Genomic DNA, 22,061 nt, shown 5'->3' on the forward strand with positions numbered 1-22,061 from the left:
GGCAGCCCAAATTCTTTCTTTATATCATTGTTAATCTTATGAATTCGCTCCTTGTCTTTATGCAAGTATTTTTTGTAGTAAATTTATTTTATATATCCAATCCTATGTTAGAGCCTGACAATCTTTCAGGTAATAAATACTTCCGCCCAGATAAGCTTCTTTTTCGATAGGCGTGCCGCAGACAGGGACTTGCTATCCTCAAAAACTGTCGTATCTTAAGATTTCCTTAAGTTGTAATTTAGTGGTGACTTATCTGGAATAAAAGTGTAAAATAAAGGGATGTAAAAGGTAAAAAATATTAGTTAGTGCCAGAAAGGAAGTTTATAATGAAAAGATACAAGCAGTTAATTACTCTTTTTACGGTAATGGTCCTACTCTTATCCGTTGCCGGTTTTCCCAAAGTTGCAAAAGGAGCAGTGAAACAATACGGAATAGTAATTGCCGATCAAAATGGAAAATATACTTATTATGATGTTAACCGTAAAACTGATAAAACGACTCAAACCGGCAAAACAACTCAAACCGCCGAAACCACTCAACCTGGCGAGACCGACACAGACGCAGGAATTGAAATTACCGACAGCGGCAGTATCATGATGCCTTTAGAGAAATTAACCAGCCTTATGCCGGTATTGAACTTAAGTTTTGATGCGAAAAGTAACAAGGCAACGGTAACGAATACAAATACAGGTAAAAAGTTGGTTTTTACCTGTGGCAGCAACAAATGCATATATTACTCCAGTGGGAAAGCAAAGGGTGTTAAAAAGTCTTTACCGTATAAAACCTATATTTCCCCTGATAGCAATGCAATGATGGTACATATGTCATCTCTGAAATGGGTTATGTCAAGTATCACGGGGGTGAAATCTTTTGGAGTAACGGACATGCAATTAGCAGGTTATGATACCTATACATACAGCGGCTTAGTTGTTTATAATCCGTATAAAGCAGTTACTGCAATACCAAAAGCCACCGGTGTTAATAATATATCCGCTACGGTAAGAGTAACAATTCCAGAGGGGTATTCCGTTGCTCAGGTATTTGATTTACTTGTTAAAAAAGGAGTATGTGCTTCAACCAAGTTTTTATATGATGCCCTGGAAACGGAATATGATAACAGCCTGGTGAAGGAAATTCCGGAGGATGAAAACAGATGCTTTAAATTGGAAGGCTATCTATATCCGGATACCTATGAGTTTTACCGATTAAGCAAAGGGACAGATGTATTAAAAAGAATATTAAATAATACCAATGCAAAAATTACAGATGCAGACAGGGCGAAGGCTGCTAGCCTGGGTTATACGATGGATGAGATTCTTACAATAGCATCGTTGATAGAAAAAGAAGCAGCTGAACCAGAAGTTATGTCCAATGTCTCTTCTGTAATACATAATCGATTGAAAGCGAATATGCCATTACAATTGGATGCCACCGATTTCTACCTGACGCGATATATAAAACCCTACATAACCGGAGATAAGTTGCGTTATGATTCATTCTATGATACTTATAAATGTAAAGCATTACCGGCAGGACCGATTTGCAATCCGGGCAGAAAAGCAATTCAAGCTGCCTTGAATCCGGCAGTTACCGATTATTTATACTTTTGCAGTGATCAAGATGATAAATATTATTTTACAGCAACCTATGAAGAAATAAAAGCCATATCAGGTAAGTAAATCACTTTCAGTTATATATAAGATAAAGTTATAAGATAAACATTAAATCTTTAAATGAAAGATCAGTCTGAGCTTAAAACAAAGTAAATTGAGTTCAGACTGATTTTTATAGAGCTCAGACTGATTATTTTAGTTTATAAAATATTTATATATATTTTATTTTTTGTTTATTGTATACGTGTTATATATGTGATATAACATATATTGCAAAGGATACAAAAAGTCCTTTATAAAATAAAAGATTTACTAGTTGCGTAAAAATTTTATATTTTAAAAAGGAGTGAAAGTTATGTTAAGACCAATGTTATTCGAACAAACCCAACCATCTTTCTTTGGTAACATGTACAAGGATTTCTTTGGAAATCTGTTAAGCAGTTTTGACAATTACAATACAGACGTAATTGATAAGGGCGATCATTACCTGTTACAGGCTGAACTACCTGGATTCGCAAAAGAAGAGATTAATATTGACTTAGATAATGACCTGCTTAAGATAACCGCAAATCACAAAGAAGAGATAAATGAGGAAAAAGATAATTTTATCAGGCAGGAACGGCATTATAATTCCTATTCCAGGAGCTTTCATGTAAGTGGAATTGCCAAAGAGAATATAACTGCTGCCTATAATAACGGCATTCTGGAATTAAAGCTTCCCAAAGAGGCAATAGAAGCTTCTGAAACCAAGCGTATCGATATTAAATAATTGAAGAAAGTCTTAAGGGTCATCCTGGCAAAGGGGTCAGGTTGACCCTTATTTTTATTTTTCTGAAACGTTTTCTTGCCATCCTGTAAAATAAAAAGTACTCTGTGCAGGATGTACATGACGCTTAATAAGAAGGTGTCATGGATGTGACAGTTCGTCAGTGCTAGAGTCTGGAGAGGCCAGACTCTTTGTTTTGAGTATCAGTATAAGACACTTGGCTAATAACTTTTTCAGTACAGGAGAGGTGTTAAGTTTGGCGAAAGCTTTTATAAGCTGACAGATAATTGTGTAAAGTGAAAATGAATAAAATGTGAAAAAAATGTGTCTGAACATTTCTCCATAAAACCTCCATATAGATTCAATATACTCTAGAAGAACAATAAGTTAAGGAGGAAATATAGAATGAAGAAAAATGCAGTAATTATACTTGCAGTCATAGCCATTTCAGTAGCATCTGTCAAAACCGGCTATGCCTTTTATGGAAAACAAATATCAAACAATAACGTGAATGTACCACAAGTGACTACAACGAATTCTTTAGGTAACACAAAAACCGGCATTACAAAGACCGAATTTTTACAGGGGTCAAATATCCAAGAAGAGGATACACAAGACAGAACATCAATTACCCGACAGTCATCAGCCCTTGATCCTACCCTTGCCGCATCTGGTCAGGCAGATGACAGTTTAAGCCAGGGCAGCTGCTGTGGAAGCGGTTCTGTTAACATGCTTGATGAAAATGGTAATTTAATTGACCGGGATAGTTTTACGAAAGAACTTGAGGATGCCGTGAAAAACGGTGAAATTACGGAAGATGACAAAGAATATTATCTAAACATGTATGATCAGTGTGCTGTTATATTTGGTACCGGTTCAGACAGTACCCAGAGTGGTGCTTCTAGTGGAGGTAACGGAGGTTTTCCTTCCTGCCACTAATCCTTTTCATAATTTAGTCAAAGAATGATATCAAAAGAGAGGAATCAATGATATGGCCAACAACAAACCAATCAAAAAACCAGCGAATAAGAAATCAAATCAGAAAGTAAATCCACTTATGATTGGAGCTGTGGCTGTGGCTGCCATAGCAATTTCACTGGTAGTATTAGCTCCGAATAAGAAAGCTGCCAATACAGATAAAGATACTTCTAGTATTGCAGAAAATGCTTCAGACGAAATCACTGCCGTAAGTGACACAGGAACTTCCGGTTCCTCTGCAAAAGAAGCGGTTTTGAACGAGGAGGGTGATGTTGTAATTAATCTCTCCGACATTACGGATAAAGCATCTTTTTATGAATATGATGCTAATGGAACTACTATGGGCTTATTTGCTGTTAAGGCCAGTGACGGAACCATTCGCACCGCCTTAAATACCTGTCAGGTATGTAATGGCAGCCCCTATGCATTTTTTGAGCAGCAGGGGGATTCTGTTCAGTGCCAGAACTGTGGAAACCAATTCAGTCTGGATATGATTGGTCAGGAACGCGGCGGTTGTAATCCTGTACCAATTACCGATACAGATGCGACTACTACCGATACTCAAATCGTAATACCGGCTAAATTCTTACAAGATAATGCCGAACGGTTTACGAACTGGAAGAAGTTTTAATGAAACAGCTTAAAAAAAAGTTATCAGTTTCCGGTATGAGCTGCGCACATTGTGAACTGACGATTGAAAATACGTTATCTGGCATGAAGGGTATCATTAACGCTAAGGCAAGTTACGGTAAAGGGGAAGTGAATATTACCTATGACGAAGATGTCATAAAACTGAATGCAATAAAGGCGGCAATCAACCGCCTGGATTACAAAGTGGTGGATACGCCTCCTGATACCAAACAGTCCATGAATTCCCAGGCACTTTATATCTTAATTATGATATTTGGAGCTTACATTATATTAAAGCACTTTGGATTACTGAATTTCACTAATTTTTTTCCACAAATACAAAATAGTATGGGATACGGAATGTTGTTTGTAATCGGTCTTCTTACGTCCCTCCACTGTGTGGCTATGTGTGGGGGAATTAATCTGGCACAGAGTGTAAACTCGGTAAAAGGCGGACATACTTCTGTCTTAATCCCTAATCTTATGTATAATTTGGGACGTGTGGTATCTTATACGATTATTGGTGGAATTGTAGGATTACTGGGTTCCGCAGTCAGCCTTGGAGGCGGGTTTAAAGGTGCAGTAGCAGTATTTGCAGGTGTGTTCATGGTAATCATGGGATTAAATATGCTGAATGTATTTCCATGGCTGCGCAGGTTCAATCTGAAAATGCCAAAATTCATCGGCAAACGAGTAAGTCAGGAGAAATATAAAAAACACTCCTCTTTTTATATTGGATTACTAAATGGCTTAATGCCCTGCGGTCCTCTGCAAAGTATGCAGTTATATGCTCTTTCTACCGGAAGTTTTTTTGCCGGGGCCTTATCTATGTTCTTATTCAGCCTTGGTACGGTACCCCTAATGTACCTGTTAGGAACTGTAAGCAGTAAGCTGAATAAACGCTTCACGGATAAAATGATGTCGGTTTGTGCTATGCTGGTCGTAGTCTTGGGTATCGGTATGTTAAATAACGGTCTTGCATTATCTGGTGTCACACTGCCTCAGCTGCAAACAGGAACGGAAGTTTCTGCTAATGTTGCAGAGGAGAATGGTAAATACCAGGAGATAACCACTACTTTGGATTATGGAAGATATCCTGCTATTACCGTTAAAGCCGGTGTCCCAGTAAAATGGACCATTAAAGCCGGTGAAGGTATGATAAACGGCTGTAACAATCAAATGATTATACCGGAATATAATCTGAGTGTTAAGCTTAAAGAAGGTGATAATGTAATTGAATTTACACCGACTGAATCAGGCAGATTTGGGTTTAGCTGTTGGATGGGTATGATAAGGAGTTCCATAACTGTAGTTGATTAGAAAATGAATTTAAAATAAACATGGCTGCTGCTAAATTGAAGGTTATAAAACTTGGACTTTTCCAGGTGATTTATCCCTTGAATTTTGCAGCAGCCATTATTATGTTTTGTCAAATAATTGAATTTGAGAATATTTATGTGTTGTCAAATAAGCGAATTTGAGATTATTTATGTATTATCAATTAATTGAATTTGAGATTATTTATATATTGTCAAATAAGCGAATTTGAAATTAAATTAAATGTTGCCCAATATTTTAATTCGAGATTGATTATGAGTTGGGAGTTAATGATCCGTTTAGAATAATTTTGTTGGAAGCTTATTATGAGTTGGCATATAGTGAAACTAATAAAAAATTTTCATGCTAAATAAAACTGTTATGATAAATTGAATCCAAAAACAGAATGGCAAATGTAAAGTATCTATTACGACGAAATATATTATAATTCTATCTTATACGACAAAGTTTACAATTGCTTAATATACAGATAAACCCTTATTTTATGCTGATATTACCATTATTTTATATAAAATTAACACAATAAAATTTAGCTTTTCAAAAACTTAATACTTACCTTTCATGGGTATTATTCCCTATTTCTTTACATAAGATTAACAGTCAGTAAACACTGACTTTACTTAAAATTGATAATCTGAAGGCATAATAAAGAAGATCAATAAGCTTAGTAAACAAACAGATAAGAAAGTTGGGGACACTTATGAAGATGCGAATTAAAAAAAGCAGAGGTAATAAAAGGAATTTGAGAAAAGGTACTGTAAGCTTAAAAGGAATCAAGTACTACAGAAAAAAATTCTTAAATTTATCCATCGATCGGAGGTTAAATCTAACATTTATCTATACAGGTATCATAGCCCTAATTATTGTAACTATTGGTATTATTAATATGAAAGCAATCGATAATCAATTAAACAGGTTTTATGCTGGACCATATGCCATAGAACAGAATGTCCAAAGCGCACAGGTGGCCATGAAGAATATTGAAAATAATATCTTTCGGGCATATATGACCAAAAAAGAAGATTTGTGCAAAAAATACATACAGGCTTCAGAAGAAGAATATAGTAAGCTGGAACAATGCGTAACGGAATTAACGAATGCCATGGATTTGCTAGAGGATGATAATATTGAAATAGTTAATAACTTAAAGCTGGAATTTGATAAAGGTAACCGTTACCGAACCCAGATTTTAGACAGTGCCAATGTATTTGATCAGAAGAAGTTATACAGTATTTACAAAAATGACTATGTACCGATTTTAGATCATATCGTGTCGGAGTTAAGTGAAATAGAAGCCAATTTTTCTATATACGGTAAAAATTATATGAAACAGTCGGATCAAAAAGTGAATGAAGGTATTATTATTTTTGTTCTGCTGATTATAGTCGGTGCAGGAAGCTGTTATTACATATTAAGATTAACGGAACGAAGTATCACTGAACCGATTACGGTACTAAAAGCAGCGATGGTAGAAATATCCAAAGGAAATCTGGGAATTGATATATCTGTTTCCTCAGAAGATGAAATGGGTATACTATGCGAAGCGGTTATGGAAACTGCAAGAAAATTAAAAAGCTATATTGGTAATATCACCGAAACAGTGAAACGGCTGGAAGAAAAAGACATGACAGTTCGGGTATCTATTGATTATGATGGAGATTTTAAACCTATCCAGGCATCCCTTGACAATACGGTTATGTCTCTTGGAGATATGATGAAAATCATCTATGCTCTGGCAGGACAGATTACCGCTGGGGCAGATCAGATTGCCCACACTGCAAGAACTGTTGCAGATGGGGGTACGGATCAGATGAGTGCAATTAACCGTCTTGTAGAGCAGATCGATGAGATTGTAGTTATGGCTGATAAAAATGTAAGTAATGCGGACAGTATCCAGGGACTGGCACAGAATACCGTATCGGCTGCACAGTCGGGAAACAGTCAGATGACTTCTCTGGTATATGCGATGGAAGCAATAGCTGAACATTCAGGTAAAATCTCTAAAGTTATCAGTGTAATCGAATCAATCGCAGAGCAGACAAACCTGTTATCCTTGAATGCCTCGATTGAAGCTGCAAGAGCAGGTAGTGCAGGCAGGGGTTTTGCTGTAGTGGCAAGTGAAATCGGTAAATTGGCAGACGAATGCAGACAAGCTGTAAAGTCCAGTGCGGATTTGATTAACAGTACCATTGGTGCAATTAAGGAAGGGGTTCTTGTTGCCAATGAAACTGCTGATAAATTTAAGATAATTGTTAATGAATCCATGAAGACCAATCAGGTTATGGAGAGTATGTCAAGGAATTCGAAAGCCGAAGCCAGACAGTTAAAAGAATCCATGTCCTATCTTCAGCAGATTACCACCATTGTCGAGTCAAATTCAGCAGCGTCTCAGGAAAGTTCTGCTATGAGTGAAGAATTTATTAACCAGGCAGGGAAATTAGAGGAACTGCTGAGAGAATATACTTTAGTCTGATTTATATTTAGATTTTCTGTGTTAAATATCCTTGAATATTGATGAATTATGTTGCACCTTTTTCTGTAAAAACCATATTATTAATGTGTAAGGATTTTAAATCCTGATCTAAACAGAAAGGAGTTTTTGCATGAACGCTGATCAAAATTCATCAACTTCGAAATCCTCAGTTAATAATTCAAATGTAGATAAATCTATTGTTACAGCTTCAAGTCTGGGCAATCAGTGGAATCAAGGCAGACCATGCCCACCAGATCCAAACTGGCCATGTCCGCCGGAACCACCGAAACCACCTTGCCCACCTGGACCTCCCGGACCTCCTGGACCTCCTGGACCTCCCGGACCTCCTGGACCTCTCGGTCCACAAGGTCCTCAAGGTCCACAAGGATTAATTGGTCCAGTCGGACCTAGAGGACCCGCAGGCCCGGCAGGACCTCCCGGCCCACAAGGTCCGGCAGGAGCCACCGGAGCCACCGGAGCTACCGGAGCAGCAGGAGCACCAGGTCCAATTGGACCGACTGGTCCGCAAGGAGAGCAGGGTCCAATTGGTTTAACCGGAGCCACCGGAGCCACTGGAGCAATCGGTCCGGCAGGTCCGCAAGGTGAAGCAGGCCCGGCAGGAGCTCAAGGTATACCAGGTCCGGCAGGACCACAAGGTCCGGCAGGAGCCACCGGTCCGCAAGGACCACAAGGTGAAGCAGGTCCAGCAGGAGCCACCGGAGCCACTGGAGCAACTGGAGCCACCGGTCCGGCAGGACCAGTAGGACCAATCGGTCCAGCAGGTCCAGCAGGAGCCACCGGTCCGATAGGCCCAGTAGGACCAATCGGTCCAGCAGGCCCAACCGGAGCCACAGGAGCAACCGGTCCGGCAGGACCAGTAGGACCAATCGGTCCAGCAGGACCAGCAGGAGCCACCGGCCCAGTAGGACCTCCCGGCCCAACCGGAGCCACCGGTCCGCAAGGACCAGCAGGACCTCCCGGACCTCCTGGACCATCAGGCGGATTAGCAGGCTTTGTATATCGTTTTAGTACAGATCCCTCTATAACCATCCTCGGCGGCGATGATTTTGTATTTAACAGTGGTAATGTACCTGCAGTTCCTACCGGATTTACTTTACCGAATGCAACAGAAACAATTATTACCCAGCCTGGTTTTTATCTGGTATCTTTTACTGCTGATGTGATTGGAGCTTTAACTTCAATATCCATTAACTTAAATGGTGTACCGGTACCAGGTGGTACGGCCGGAGCATTTGCGGCAACCAATATAATTGAAATCTCTGCTATCGTAGAAGTTGGTACGGTACCGGCAGTTCTTACCATTGCCAATAATTCCTTTGCAACAATCGGATTCCCGATACTTGCACCAGGAAGTGTTGTATCGTCCTTATATATTTTAAGATTATCATAAAGAGATATTTTGATAAGAACCCCTCCCGTATAATGAGAGGGGTTTTTACTTTTAGTTACTATTAGTCACCTTTAGTTCACGGGAATAAAAGTCTTGTTAGAGAGAATGTTCCTTGCACTTGACAATATGCATAATAAAAGGTAAAGTATATATACTAGTATACAAGATAAAACATAAGGAGGACTAATTAATGCAAATGACATTACGCTGGTTTGGAAGCGGTCATGATTCAGTTACCCTGGAGCAAATAAAACAAATTCCTGGAGTCCATGGTGTAATTACTACTTTGTATGAGATACCTGCCGGTGAAGTCTGGACCTTGGAGAAAATTCAGAATTTAAAGGATGAAGTACAAGCCGCAGGTCTTGAGATAGCAGGCATTGAAAGTGTTAATATACACGATTCCATAAAGATAGGACTGCCGGAACGAGAAAAATATATTGATAATTATATAACCACGCTTGAGAATCTGGGAAAAGCAGATATACATATGGTGTGCTATAATTTTATGCCGGTATTTGACTGGACACGTTCGGATCTTGCGAAACGGAGGACCGATGGCTCTACCGTATTATCATATGACCAGGAATTAATCGATAAGATAGAACCGGATAAATTATTTAGCCAGATAGACGGAACTAGCAACGGATTTATATTGCCGGGATGGGAACCGGAAAGACTGGTACACGTAAAAGAATTGTTTGAACTTTATAAAGATGTTGATAGTGATAAGCTATTTGATAATCTGGTTTATTTTTTGAATCGAATTAGACCAGTCTGCGAGCAATATAAGATTAAGATGGCAATCCACCCGGATGATCCGGCATGGCCGGTATTTAACCTGCCAAGAATTATGACCGGTAAAGAGAATGCGGTGAGACTTTTAAAGGCCGTAGATGCGGAATTTAACGGGCTGACTCTTTGTACCGGTTCATACGGCTCTAATCCAGCAAATGATTTATGTGAAATCATACGGGCAGGAAAAGGCAGGATATATTTTGCACATGTACGTAACCTGATTCATCATGGACCAGGTAAGTTTGATGAAGCCGCACATTTATCCAGTGATGGTTCTTTTGATATGTACGAGATTATAAAAACCCTTCATGAAGTCGGATATGACGGACCGGTTCGTCCGGACCATGGGCGTGCAATCTGGGGAGAGGTGGCAATGCCAGGTTATGGCTTATATGACCGGGCACTGGGGGCAGCTTACCTAAATGGGCTTATTGAAGCTGTGGAAAAAGCAGATAAGAATAGTGGTAAATAATGTAAGCCGATTAACGGTGAATTGCCGCTGATGCTTTAGATGGAGGAAAGTATGAAATTAAAACAATCGGAACTTGATAATAGAGAAATCTGGGAAGAGAGAGGTTTTGAACTGCCACAGTTTAACCGCAGTGTGATGATAAAAGCTACCAGGCAGGAGCCGGAATGGATCCATTTTGGAGCCGGTAATATATTCCGCGCCTTTCCTGCAGCTGTATGCCAGGATTTATTAAACAAAGGGATATTAAAGAAAGGCATTATTGTTGCGGAAGGATACGATTATGAAATAATAGAAAAAAGTTATAAAAATTATGATGACTTAAGTTTACTAGTAACCTTAAAGGCAGATGGAAGGCTGGAAAAGAAAGTAATTGGAAGTATCGCAGAATCCCTGACGATGGATACGCAGAATACTCATGACTGGAACCGGTTAACTGAAATTTTCAGAACCAAAGGTTTAAAGATGGTATCCTTTACCATAACAGAGAAAGGATACAGCCTAAAGAATGATAAGCAGGAGTTTATAAACAGTGTATCGGAGGATTTTACTCATAAACCGTCCGATTCCAAAAGTTATATCGGAAAGCTGACAGCACTGTGCTATGAGCGGTACAAGGCCGGAAAGTTCCCGTTAACCTTAGTCAGTATGGATAATTGTTCCCACAATGGCACCAGGCTTTATGAAGCTGTAACAACATTTGCAGAACAGTGGGCTGTGAATGGAATGGTGGAGGAAGATTTTTTAACATATGTAAAAGAGGAGATTGCTTATCCCTGGACCATGATTGATAAGATAACCCCAAGACCGGCGGAATCTGTTATTACTATGTTAGAAGAGTCTGGGTTTTATGATACCCAGACTGTGATTACCTCAAAAAATACATATGTAGCTCCTTTTGTCAACGCAGAAGAACCACAGTACTTAGTAATCGAAGACAATTTTAAGAACGGTCGTCTCCCATTAAATATGGGCGGAATCATTTATACGGAAAAAGAAACCGTAGATAAAGTTGAAAAGATGAAAGTATGTACTTGTTTAAACCCCTTACATACCGCTTTGGCTATTTTTGGCTGCTTATTGTCTTATGATAAGATTTCCGAAGAGATGAAGGATAAAGAACTGGCGGCTTTGGTACATAAGATAGGGTATATAGAAGGACTTCCGGTAGTATCAGACCCGGAAATCATAAAACCACGTGATTTTTTAGAGGAGGTAATTAAGGTAAGACTGCCAAATCCTTTTATGCCGGATACGCCACAGAGAATTGCCTGTGATACTTCACAAAAGCTGAGTATACGCTTTGGGGAAACAATAAAAGCATATGCGAATAAGGAAGGTTTAAGTACGGAATCACTGTTCTTTATACCTCTGGTACTGGCAGGGTGGTTAAGGTATCTGATGGCAGTTGATGATAACGGTAATTTATTTGAATTAAGCCCCGACCCTATGTTAGAGTCGTTAACGCCTCTTATTAGCGGAATAAGACTGGGGGATAAAGAAGGCATTCATGAGAAAGTGGCTGAAATTTTATCAAATCACATTATTTTTGGAACAGATTTGTATACCGCTGGTTTGGGAGATAAAATAGAAAACATGTTTTTGGAATTGATTAAAGGTCCGGGTGCCGTTCGTAAAACTCTGATAAAGTATCTTGACTAAGAGTTTTATTTATACTAACATGAATTCGGAGGAATTATCATGTACATTTTAGAACGAAACGGAAAAGAAACGGCACGGGAATATGCGTATCGTGTAATAAAGCACAACATTATTTATCTGAATCTGATACCTGGCAGTATGGTAAGTGAAAACGAACTGGCAGAGGAGATGGGGATTAGCAGGACACCGGTACGGGAAGCATTAATTGAACTTAGTAAGTTAAAAGTAGTAGAGATATATCCTCAAAGAGGCAGTTATATTTCCTTAATTGATACTGGATTGGTTGATGAAGCTAGATTTGTGAGGTTAATACTGGAACAGGCTATGGTGGAGATTGCTTGTGATACGGCAGAGGAAGCTGATTTTCTTGCCCTGGAAGAAAACCTCAGATTGCAGGAGTTTTATCTGGAACATTCCGCTAAGGACAAATTATTACAGCTTGATAATGAATTTCATGAGTTGCTTTTTTTGCTCAGCAATAAGAAATTTACTTATGATTTACTGGGCGGAATGATGACACATTTTGACCGGGTCAGAAGACTTAGCTTATCCGTAATTAAGGATTCCAAGAATATTTCAGATCACCGTACTTTGTTGGAGGCCATCAGAAAGAAGGATAAGGAAGCGGCAAAGAATATTGTCACGAAACATTTATCCAGATATAAGCTGGATGAAGATGAATTAAAAAAGCAATATCCAGATTATTTTAAATGAAATAAATAGCAGGCTGCGGTAAAACTATATTCAATTTGCCGCAGCATTTATCATATGCAGAATGGGTAAAAGAATCGGCATTTGACATACCTATAGTATATGCGGTCTATTCCTTGGCAAGTTCATGGTTGGAAAACTGTTTTCGATATGTCATGATGGATAAACTGTTTCGATATGATGGATAAACTGTTTTCGATATTGACAATGGAAGTTGGGTGATATATGATGCATTCATAAGACACACAGCGAAAAATTTTTACGAGGTGAATAGTTATGCTTAAGGAAATGAAAGTCATATATTTAGCCGGAGGCTGTTTTTGGGGTACTGAAAAGTATTTATCCGGAATTCATGGAATTATAAAAACCGATGTAGGATATGCCAATGGCAATACCGAGAATCCGACCTATCAGGAAGTCTGCCATAATAATACCGGGCATGCGGAGACAGTAAGGGTGGAGTATGATTCGGAGGTTATCAGCTTGTCCTTTATACTGACATTGTATTATGATGTGATTAATCCTACGTCAGTCAATAAACAGGGTGGTGATACCGGAACACAATACCGTACCGGTATTTACTATATTGATGAAAGTGATGTGGAAATCATTAAAGAATCCATCACTGACCTTCAGACCAGATATGAAAAACCCATTGCAATTGAAGTTCTGCCATTAAGAAATTATTACCTGGCAGAAGAGTATCATCAAAAATATCTGGATAAAAACCCGAGTGGCTACTGCCATATCGGTGTAGATAAGTTTGATAAGGCCAAGGCTGCTGTAGATCCAAACAGGGCTTAAAACCAATAATAATATGAAAGATTGATATAGTAAAACAATAATTACCAGGGTTGTTATTTCAGAAAAGGTAGAGTTCTGGATTTAGTGACCCTGGTGTTTTATTCAGGTACTTTATACAATAGTCTCTAATGATCAATGTAAGTTTTGATGATATGTCTGTTAACAGTCACTTTATATTTTTATATTCCGATATGTTTCTCATAATTGTAGAATCCTCTCTTAGAATTAAAATTCATGAACATAATTTAGTTAATAATTGCAAAAGATATTCCTAAGATATCAATGTTATTTGATAATTGTTCTCATTTATAATATTGACTTTTTATATTCGCTCCCGTAAGATTATATTATATAATGAGAACGGTTATCAATAAGATGAGATAACTGATAACTGCAAAGAAATTGTGATGCTGGAGGAATAGTTATGAGCGATGATATTTTTAATATGAGGGGAGATAAAGTTACGTCATATGTAATGTTTACCTTTGCCAATAGCTGTATGCCAACCCTGTTAAATGAAAAGCCTTCCAGTCTGGTATGTTTTCAGAAAAAATATATAGAAGATCAGGAACGCTTTTTTCAGATTTTAAAAGAGGAAAGTGACCAATTCAGATGTTATTATAAGGTTTTATATGAAAATGGAACTGCGTTTTATATCATAATATATCAAAGTGAGCTTTTAAAAAAGGTATTAGACCAAAACAGTAACAATGTTATATTAAAAGAAAATGGCTATCGCAAGGGAGCTGAAAATTTTGATTACAACCTGTTTCATTTTCAAATAAGATTTCAGTGCTTTAAAGAAAACAAAAGGATGGAATTCCCCCACGAAGTAGGCATATTTTTAGGATATCCCATCATTGACGTAGAAGAATTCATCAAAAATAAAGGGGAGAATTATATGTTATGCGGTTGTTGGAAAGTGTATCATAATGTTGAAGAAGCCGGCAGAACCTTTGAACGATTCAAAAAACAGAGAGAAAACGCAATGGAACTATTCTTTGAAGGAAGGAATTTAAAAGAACTCCTTCTTTCCGCATAAAAACTGAATATAATAACAATAAAGAACAAAACACAGCGCTCGAAAGCCTTCAGCTTTTTAGCGCTTTTTTGCAGTAATGCCCAGTAAAAATCCAAAGACAAAGGCAGTATCCGGGTATGCTTGTAATTTTTTTGTATTGGAAAGGTTCCACATGGCACTTAAACTTGGAGAACTGCGACAAGTCGTAAAAGAGTAATTGTCTGAGCGAAGCGAGTTTTACTCTTTTACGACTGTTCTAAGCAGTTCACCAAGTTTTAGTGCCATGTGGGTTCTTTCCCTACAAAAAAATTACAAGCATACCCGGATACTGCCGTTCCCTTTAAACAAACTATCGTCAAACCGTTTCTAAGCCAATTCCGGTTGACATGACAGCTATAAAATGCTATGATATTTCAGGTTAAATAGATAGGTAATCTGGGAAATAAAGAACAATTTGTGTGATTTTAATATAGAACAGGAGTAATTGCATGTTAAATCAATTTTCAAGAACAGAGCTTTTATTTGGAAAAGAAGCTATGGAGAAATTAAGTCAGTCACGGGTAGCTGTTTTTGGAATCGGCGGTGTCGGTGGATATACGGCAGAAGCCTTGGCAAGAAGCGGAGTAGGTATCTTTGATTTATTTGATGATGACAAAGTATGCCTTACCAATATAAACAGGCAGATAATAGCGACCAGAAAAACCGTTGGCAAATACAAAGTAGAGGTCATGAAAGAACGGATTCTTGAAATCAATCCTCAGGCAGTTGTGAATACGCATCAGACCTTTTATACTCCTGAGGTAGCAGATCAATATGATTTTCGGGAATATACCTATATTGTTGATGCAATTGATACCGTAACAGCTAAACTTGAACTGGTAATGCGGGCCAATCAATGTAATGTGCCCATTATAAGCTGTATGGGTGCAGGGAATAAATTAGACCCGACACGATTTGAAGTAACGGATATCTATAAAACCTCAGTCTGCCCTTTAGCTAAGGTAATGCGTAAGGAATTAAGGGTACGGGGAGTTAAGAAACTTAAAGTGGTATATTCAAAAGAGCCGGCAAGACAGCCCCTTGAAGATATGTCCATCAGCTGTAGGAGTAATTGTATCTGTCCACCCGGTGCCCAGAGAAAATGTACCGAACGCAGACAGATACCAGGCAGCAATGCTTTTGTACCGTCTGTAGCCGGATTAATAATTGCAGGCGAGGTTATAAAAGATTTAACTGGGGTTCGATAAACAACGTACAAGAACTGATTTCTTCACAATTTCAAAGCTTATTCTTATAAACATTCAAAGTTATATTTATATCCTTGATGATAATATTATTTAATAAATTAGAATTTATTAGCCGAGTATGTATATTAAGTGCAGTAAACATCTGTAAAAAAGTTAATTTTGACAAAACTTATAACCTACCATTTGATATAATTATAATGGAAGGAGGGATTGACTTGGATTATACAGATATTGTGAAAAAATCCATAGAGTATATTCAGTGCCAGTACAGCAAACCTATTACTGTTTCCGATGTGGCCAGCCATGTATATCTTTCGTCGTCACATTTATCAACTGTGTTCAGGACGCTGACCAGCTACACAATGAAAGATTATATACTACGTTATCGGTTATATCAAACAGCATTGGAACTCAAAAGAACGGATAAACGGATTATTGAGATAACTTATGAAAATGGATTCGGTTCTCAGCAAGCACTCACTAAGAGTTTTTCACAATTGTATGGAATTTCGCCGGCAAGATTTCGTCAATTAAATCCAGATATCAAACCCTTTCCTCTAAATCTTGAAAATTTATTAATGGAAAGAGGTATATCTATGGAATTAAAAAAAGTGTTTGAGAAGGTTCAATTTGTCAAGAAAGACAGTTTTTTGGTAGTTGGCATAGAAACTGATATAAATTATCACACCAGTGAAGGAACTCACAGTATAGGCGATTTATACAAACAATGGGGAAACGAAAATTTAATAGAAAAAATTCCTGATCAGGTTCATGACCATCTTTGTTATGGAATGACTCACAGCGAAACGGAGGATGATACAGCAAAATATATTGTTGCTGTTGAAGTTTCAACACTTGAGAACATACCAACAGGATTAATTGGACGTCGTTTCGATACTACGGAATATGCAGTGTTTGACTGCACTTTGGAAGATGAAACGAGTGGGAATTTTTTTCAATATTTCTTTAAAACTTTCCTAAAAGAAAACAACCTAAGTTTACCTGATGAAGTATTCACAAAGAATGGTAACACATATTCACGTTATCCTCTCTTTGAAGTGTATGACAAGCACTTTAAAAATGAAACTGACGCTATTCAAATTTATGCACCAATTATAAGAAGATAATTATCATAGTGTGAGACTAGATAATTTCCTAATTTAATAATGTATACATACTAAAGGCATGGAATACCCCATGCCTTTTTGCATAATCTAAAATTCATAAGTTAATTTGTCTACAGACTGCCAGGAATATGTATTTAACTCAAACTTCGCAGTTAATAAACTTAAAAACACTTGGTAAAATCAGCCCTAAAGCTAAATTGAAAGCATAATCATGCTTTCTTAATCACCTTCCTTGCTGATTTTATCAAGTATACCAAGACTAAAATAACTTCTAAGTTTGAATATTTAAATTATATGGTAACACAATACCGATTCATTACTGAAAAAGGTACTAATATGAATACCTTTAAAAGTTTTATATTTTGATTTATCCTAATTTTATAATAAAATCATATTCCAAGAACTTTTACTTGCCTGTCCCAGTCTGGTGATATATGATAAAAACAAGCAAAGGAGGAATTCGAATGAAATTTTTACATATTTCTGACCTTCATATAGGGAAAAAATTCAGGGAAACAGATTTTACCGATGACCAAATACATATACTAAATGAAATACTGGAAATTGTTGATGATATAAAACCGGATGGAATCTTAATAGCAGGGGATATCTATGACCGAAGCGTGCCTACCGCAGCGGCAGTTAATATCTTCGATGACTTTCTGACCAGACTGGATATGAAAAAGATAAAGATATTTATCATAAGCGGCAATCATGATTCTCCGGAGCGGCTAAACTTCGGAAAAGAGATAATGAGTAAGAGTGGTATCCATATAGCAGGGACTTTTCGCGGAAAGATGGATAAAATATCCATGGAAGATAAATTTGGGAGTATTAATATCTATCTCCTTCCTTTTGTAAAGCCCTCTGTTGTATCCTACTTCTTTAAGGAGGAAGAAACCGATACTTATGAAAAGGCAGTAAAGGCAGTAATCGAAGCTGCACAGATAGACCAGTCACAAAGAAATATACTGGTAGCCCATCAGTTTGTTACCAATCAAGGAGTTGAACCCGAGAAATCGGATTCTGAATTATTGTCCGTTGGGGGGCTTGATAATATTGATGTTTCAGTTTTTGACGCTTTTGATTATGTTGCCTTAGGACATATTCACGGTCCCCAGAGAATCGGGCGGGAAACAGTCCGTTATTGTGGTACACCTTTAAAGTATTCATTTTCGGAAGCAAACCATAAAAAGTCCGTAACCTGTCTGGAGATAACGGATAAAAACCAGGTATCGGTTACGGCCATCCCCCTGCATCCGGTCAGGGATATGCGGATTATAAAGGATAAACTAGATAATCTGCTAAAAGAGGAAATCTACACCGGAAAAAACCGGGAAGACTATATACATGCAATCATAACGGATGAAGAGGACATCTACGATCCCATGGGCAAACTCAGGACGGTGTATCCCAATATCTTAATTCTGGAAAAGGAAAATGCAAAATCCAGGGTTAATGAGAATTCAAGGACCTCAGCCTCTGGTGATGTGGCAAGCCGAAGTCCTATGGATTTGTTTGAAGAGTTTTATAAAAATCAAAATAATGTGGAATTAAATGAGACTCAGAGGAAAATAATGCAGGATATTTTTATGGAACTTGGGGGTGAGGCAGAATGAAACCGTTAAAACTAACTATAAGTGCCTTTGGACCCTATTCAGGGACCACCACCATTGATTTTGGAAAACTTGGAAGTTCCGGCTTGTTTTTAATCTCCGGGGATACGGGAGCCGGGAAAACCACCATTTTTGACGCTATATCCTATGCTTTATTCGAAAAGACCAGCGGTCTGACCAGAGAGATTAATTCCGTAAGAAGTGATTTTGCGACACTTGATGTCTTTACTGAGGTAACCCTGGAATTTGTCCATAAGGGTCAGCATTACCTCATTAACCGGTACCCAGATCAGACCAGAAAAAGTGACCGGGGAAAGGGCATGGCAGAACAGAAGAAAGGTGCATATATTCTGATGCCCGACGGGAAAAAGATTGACAACCGTAATGAAGTAAAAGGTATCATCTCCGATATACTGGGCGGTCTGGGATATGACCAGTTTAAACAGATTGCAATGATTGCCCAGGGAGAGTTTTTAGAGCTTCTCTTAGCGGATAATGATAAGAGAAATGAAATATTGCAAAAGGTATTTAATACTGACTTTTTAAGAAGGGTTTCCTATAAATTAAAAGAAAAAGAAATCAGTCTCAAAAATGAAAATGAAGACATGGAGAAAAGCATCCTACAATATATAGACGGCATTAAAGGCAGGGAAGAATCAGAGCAGTATCAGAATATTCTAAGCTTTAAAGCACTAAGAAATATAAATCAGGTTAGTGGATTATTAGACTGCCTGGACCTTCTCTTAGAGGAGGATAGCCATATCTTAAGTGAAGTAAATGATAAACTAAGTAAACTTGATAAGGCCAAGGAAAAATTAATCAAAAAAGAAGTCAATGGAAAAGCAATCAACAATGACTTTGAGGAAAAAGAAAAGCTCCAAATCAGAAAAGAAGAATTGGAAGAACAGAAAGAGCAAATAAAAGCCCTGGAGCAAAAAGCAGTTACCGGGCAAAGGGCACTCTCTTATGTAAAACCGATAGAAGATATGAAAAAACGAGAAGAAGCTCTACTAATACAATTGGAAGAGAGGCTTATCGCTACCGGTAAAGAAAAGGAAGAACTAGAAGTAAGAGTTATTCATACTAAAAATCTTTATGAAGAAGAATTTACAAAGATGGATTACAGGGATACCTTAAATCTATCAATCAGTAATATAGAAGAAAGTCTTCCTCAATATGATGTGCTAAAAGCATTGACCGAACAAGAAAACCTGTTAGCCGGTAATTTAAAAAAATCCGAGGAAACGGCAGTTTTGCTGCTTAAAAAAAGGAAAGAATCCAGGGAGTTAAATCAGAATCTGTCCGAGGAATTAAAGGAAATACAAGACAGTCCGGTTAACTATCTAAACTGTGCGAACACTTTAGAGAAAGAGCAATTGGCAGTACTGCATCTAAAGCAGTCAGAAGCAGAGCTTTTAAACTTAATCCGTCTGGAAGAAGAAGCAGAGAACCACAGAAAAACCTTCCTTATGGCAGAAGAGAGCTACGAAGCTGCCAGGAATGAATATGAAACGAAGCAAAAGGCTTTCTTGCGTGAGCAGGCAGGAATTCTGGCTTTAACCCTGGAAACCGGGATGCCCTGCCCGGTGTGCGGTTCCATAACCCATCCAAAGACCGCACAGCTTTTACTGGAAGCGCCTTCCGAAGCAGAATTAAATAAACTGAAAGATAAAAAAGATATCCTGAATGAAGAAATGCTTCAGGCCAGCATGAGGGCAAGCGGCTCGAAGAAAGAATTTGAAACGAGACGAAAGACAATAGAGGAAGCCTTATCGGAACTATATAAGGAAAAAGAGCAAGAAGTCGGGACTGACCTTAAAAGTATGCTTTCTTTCGTCAGAGATTGTTTATCTGTCCTCAAGGAAAGAATTCTTAACCTGGAAAAAGCAAAAGCCAGGTTAAAATCAGAATGTGACAGAAAGGAAATTTGTGAAATTCAACTTAAAGATTTACAAAAGCGCCTGGAAACCTATGAGGCTGAAACAGCACAGTTAAAAGAAGAACAGATTCAGACTACAGCCGAATTAAAGGCCTGCAAACGGGAAATAGAAGCCATAAAAAGTAAGCTGGAATTTGCCTCTTTAGAGGAAGCAAAAGAAGTAATAGCAAAGAAAAAAGGGGAACTGGAAGAACTGCGGAACCGGTATTTAAGAGCGGAAAAAGAATATCATGAGGCGGATGGAAATTTAAAAACTACCATCGGTCTGTTAAGTGAATTTACCAATCAGTGCCAGGACCAACGAGAAGCCCTTGATTTGGCATGCAAAGAATTTCTAAAGAAGTTGAAAGAATATGGATTCCGTAAGGAAGAAGACTATCTGAATGCACTTTTGACCCAGGAAGAAATTGATGAAATAAAAAATACTTGCAAACAGTATGAGACAGCCAGACAGGAGATAAAAGTCCGCCTCGACCGTATAAAGGAAAAGACTTACGGGAAGGAAAGGGCAGACCTAGAAGCCATCCGGAATGAGATTAAACTTAACAGTGACGAACGTAATCAATTGGAGAAACTACAGAAAGAGGTACATAACCGGATTATAGAAAATAAGGGAATCCTTACTCATATAAAAGATATTAATAAGATACGGGAGGAAAAGAGCAGACAGTATTTAGACATTAGTGCCATGTCAAAAACAGCGAATGGGAGATTAGAGGGTAAACAAAAGATTACTTTTGAAACCTATGTCCAGGCAGCTTATTTTATACAGATTATTGAAGAAGCCAATAAACGGTTTTATGAAATGTCCGGCAAACGCTATCAACTGCTGCGAAAGGAAGAGGGCAGTTTACAAGGTGCAACCGGGCTGGAACTTAATGTATATGATACCTGGACCGGTAAAATCAGAAATGTAAAGTCCCTCTCCGGCGGAGAATCTTTTATGGCGGCACTATCCCTGGCCCTTGGTTTTTCTGACATTATCCAAAACTACGCAGGAGGTATTGAAATCGAAACCATGTTTGTGGATGAAGGCTTCGGTTCACTGGATACGGAGGCGCTGGAACAATCCATCCATACCCTTAACAACCTTACTTTGGGAAACCGTCTGGTTGGTATTATCTCTCATGTGGAGGAGTTAAAAGAGAGAATGGAAAAGCAGATTATTGTTAAGAAAGATATCAAGGGAAGTTATATTGATAAAATAATAATTTGAGAGTCAAAAGCCTCAAAAAACTTAATTAATGAATATATACCGGGTTATTCATTTTACAACCTAAATTAGGCTTTTGACCCTCAAATCAATAATAGAATAATAAAAATAGTGGATTTGAAACGGTATATGTTAATTCTAAGAATTATAAGTCACCACCCATTTATCCTATATATCCTTATAAATGTTTGTTCATTTTAACTGTGGCGAAATCAGGAATAATATGGTATAATATGTAATATAAG

16 protein-coding genes are annotated in these 22,061 nt (G+C 37.9%); all 16 read left to right on the forward strand.

The genetic code is table 11. The annotated features are described in order from the left end of the window. Positions 1–326: 326 nt before the first annotated feature. The 16 genes from mltG to QA584_RS12185 all read left to right on the forward strand — a co-directional run bounded on the left by mltG (position 327) and on the right by QA584_RS12185 (position 21,819). On the forward strand, positions 327–1,679 hold the full coding sequence (gene mltG / locus QA584_RS12110) for an endolytic transglycosylase MltG (RefSeq protein ID WP_278274765.1): 1,353 nt from the start codon (positions 327–329) through the stop codon (positions 1,677–1,679). Between the two features lie 289 nt (positions 1,680–1,968). Beyond that, the gene (locus QA584_RS12115) at positions 1,969–2,382 is read left to right on the forward strand and encodes an Hsp20/alpha crystallin family protein (protein WP_278274766.1); all 414 of its coding nucleotides are present in this window, start codon (positions 1,969–1,971) and stop codon (positions 2,380–2,382) included. Between the two features lie 402 nt (positions 2,383–2,784). Beyond that, entirely contained in the window at positions 2,785–3,318 is a 534-nt protein-coding gene (locus QA584_RS12120) for a hypothetical protein (protein ID WP_278274767.1), read from the forward strand. A 52-nt stretch (positions 3,319–3,370) separates the two neighbouring features. After that, positions 3,371–3,988 (forward strand): DUF2318 domain-containing protein, encoded by a 618-nt coding sequence (locus tag QA584_RS12125; protein WP_278274768.1) that lies wholly within the window; start codon positions 3,371–3,373, stop codon positions 3,986–3,988. Then, positions 3,988–5,307, forward strand: coding sequence for an urease accessory protein UreH domain-containing protein (locus QA584_RS12130; protein WP_278274769.1), 1,320 nt, complete (start codon positions 3,988–3,990; stop codon positions 5,305–5,307). The genes QA584_RS12125 and QA584_RS12130 overlap by 1 nt, the downstream gene beginning before the upstream one ends. Before the next feature lie 718 nt (positions 5,308–6,025). Next, complete coding sequence (locus QA584_RS12135; RefSeq protein WP_278274770.1) at positions 6,026–7,798, forward strand: methyl-accepting chemotaxis protein; 1,773 nt, start codon at positions 6,026–6,028, stop codon at positions 7,796–7,798. A gap of 130 nt (positions 7,799–7,928) precedes the next feature. Beyond that, complete coding sequence (locus QA584_RS12140; protein WP_278274771.1) at positions 7,929–9,209, forward strand: hypothetical protein; 1,281 nt, start codon at positions 7,929–7,931, stop codon at positions 9,207–9,209. A 190-nt stretch (positions 9,210–9,399) separates the two neighbouring features. Further along, the gene (uxuA, locus tag QA584_RS12145; protein WP_278274772.1) at positions 9,400–10,479 is read left to right on the forward strand and encodes a mannonate dehydratase; all 1,080 of its coding nucleotides are present in this window, start codon (positions 9,400–9,402) and stop codon (positions 10,477–10,479) included. A 51-nt stretch (positions 10,480–10,530) separates the two neighbouring features. Further along, entirely contained in the window at positions 10,531–12,138 is a 1,608-nt protein-coding gene (locus QA584_RS12150; RefSeq protein WP_278274773.1) for a mannitol dehydrogenase family protein, read from the forward strand. 39 nt (positions 12,139–12,177) lie between these two features. Next, the gene (locus QA584_RS12155) at positions 12,178–12,852 is read left to right on the forward strand and encodes a GntR family transcriptional regulator (protein ID WP_278274774.1); all 675 of its coding nucleotides are present in this window, start codon (positions 12,178–12,180) and stop codon (positions 12,850–12,852) included. A gap of 273 nt (positions 12,853–13,125) precedes the next feature. Continuing rightward, positions 13,126–13,653, forward strand: coding sequence for a peptide-methionine (S)-S-oxide reductase MsrA (gene msrA, locus QA584_RS12160; protein ID WP_278274775.1), 528 nt, complete (start codon positions 13,126–13,128; stop codon positions 13,651–13,653). Positions 13,654–14,077: 424 nt separating this feature from the next. Next, on the forward strand, positions 14,078–14,695 hold the full coding sequence (locus tag QA584_RS12165) for a DUF3793 family protein (RefSeq protein ID WP_278274776.1): 618 nt from the start codon (positions 14,078–14,080) through the stop codon (positions 14,693–14,695). A gap of 467 nt (positions 14,696–15,162) precedes the next feature. Next, positions 15,163–15,921 carry a tRNA threonylcarbamoyladenosine dehydratase gene (locus QA584_RS12170; RefSeq protein ID WP_278274777.1) on the forward strand — a complete coding sequence of 253 codons (759 nt, stop codon included), beginning with the start codon at positions 15,163–15,165 and terminating at the stop codon, positions 15,919–15,921. A 215-nt stretch (positions 15,922–16,136) separates the two neighbouring features. After that, complete coding sequence (locus QA584_RS12175) at positions 16,137–17,048, forward strand: AraC family transcriptional regulator (RefSeq protein ID WP_278274778.1); 912 nt, start codon at positions 16,137–16,139, stop codon at positions 17,046–17,048. A gap of 464 nt (positions 17,049–17,512) precedes the next feature. Then, complete coding sequence (locus QA584_RS12180; RefSeq protein ID WP_278274779.1) at positions 17,513–18,667, forward strand: exonuclease SbcCD subunit D; 1,155 nt, start codon at positions 17,513–17,515, stop codon at positions 18,665–18,667. Next, entirely contained in the window at positions 18,664–21,819 is a 3,156-nt protein-coding gene (locus tag QA584_RS12185) for an AAA family ATPase (RefSeq protein ID WP_278274780.1), read from the forward strand. The genes QA584_RS12180 and QA584_RS12185 overlap by 4 nt, the downstream gene beginning before the upstream one ends. Positions 21,820–22,061 lie beyond the last annotated feature (242 nt).

Source organism: Anaerocolumna sp. AGMB13025, from assembly GCF_029689925.1.
GTDB lineage: Bacteria > Bacillota > Clostridia > Lachnospirales > Lachnospiraceae > Anaerocolumna.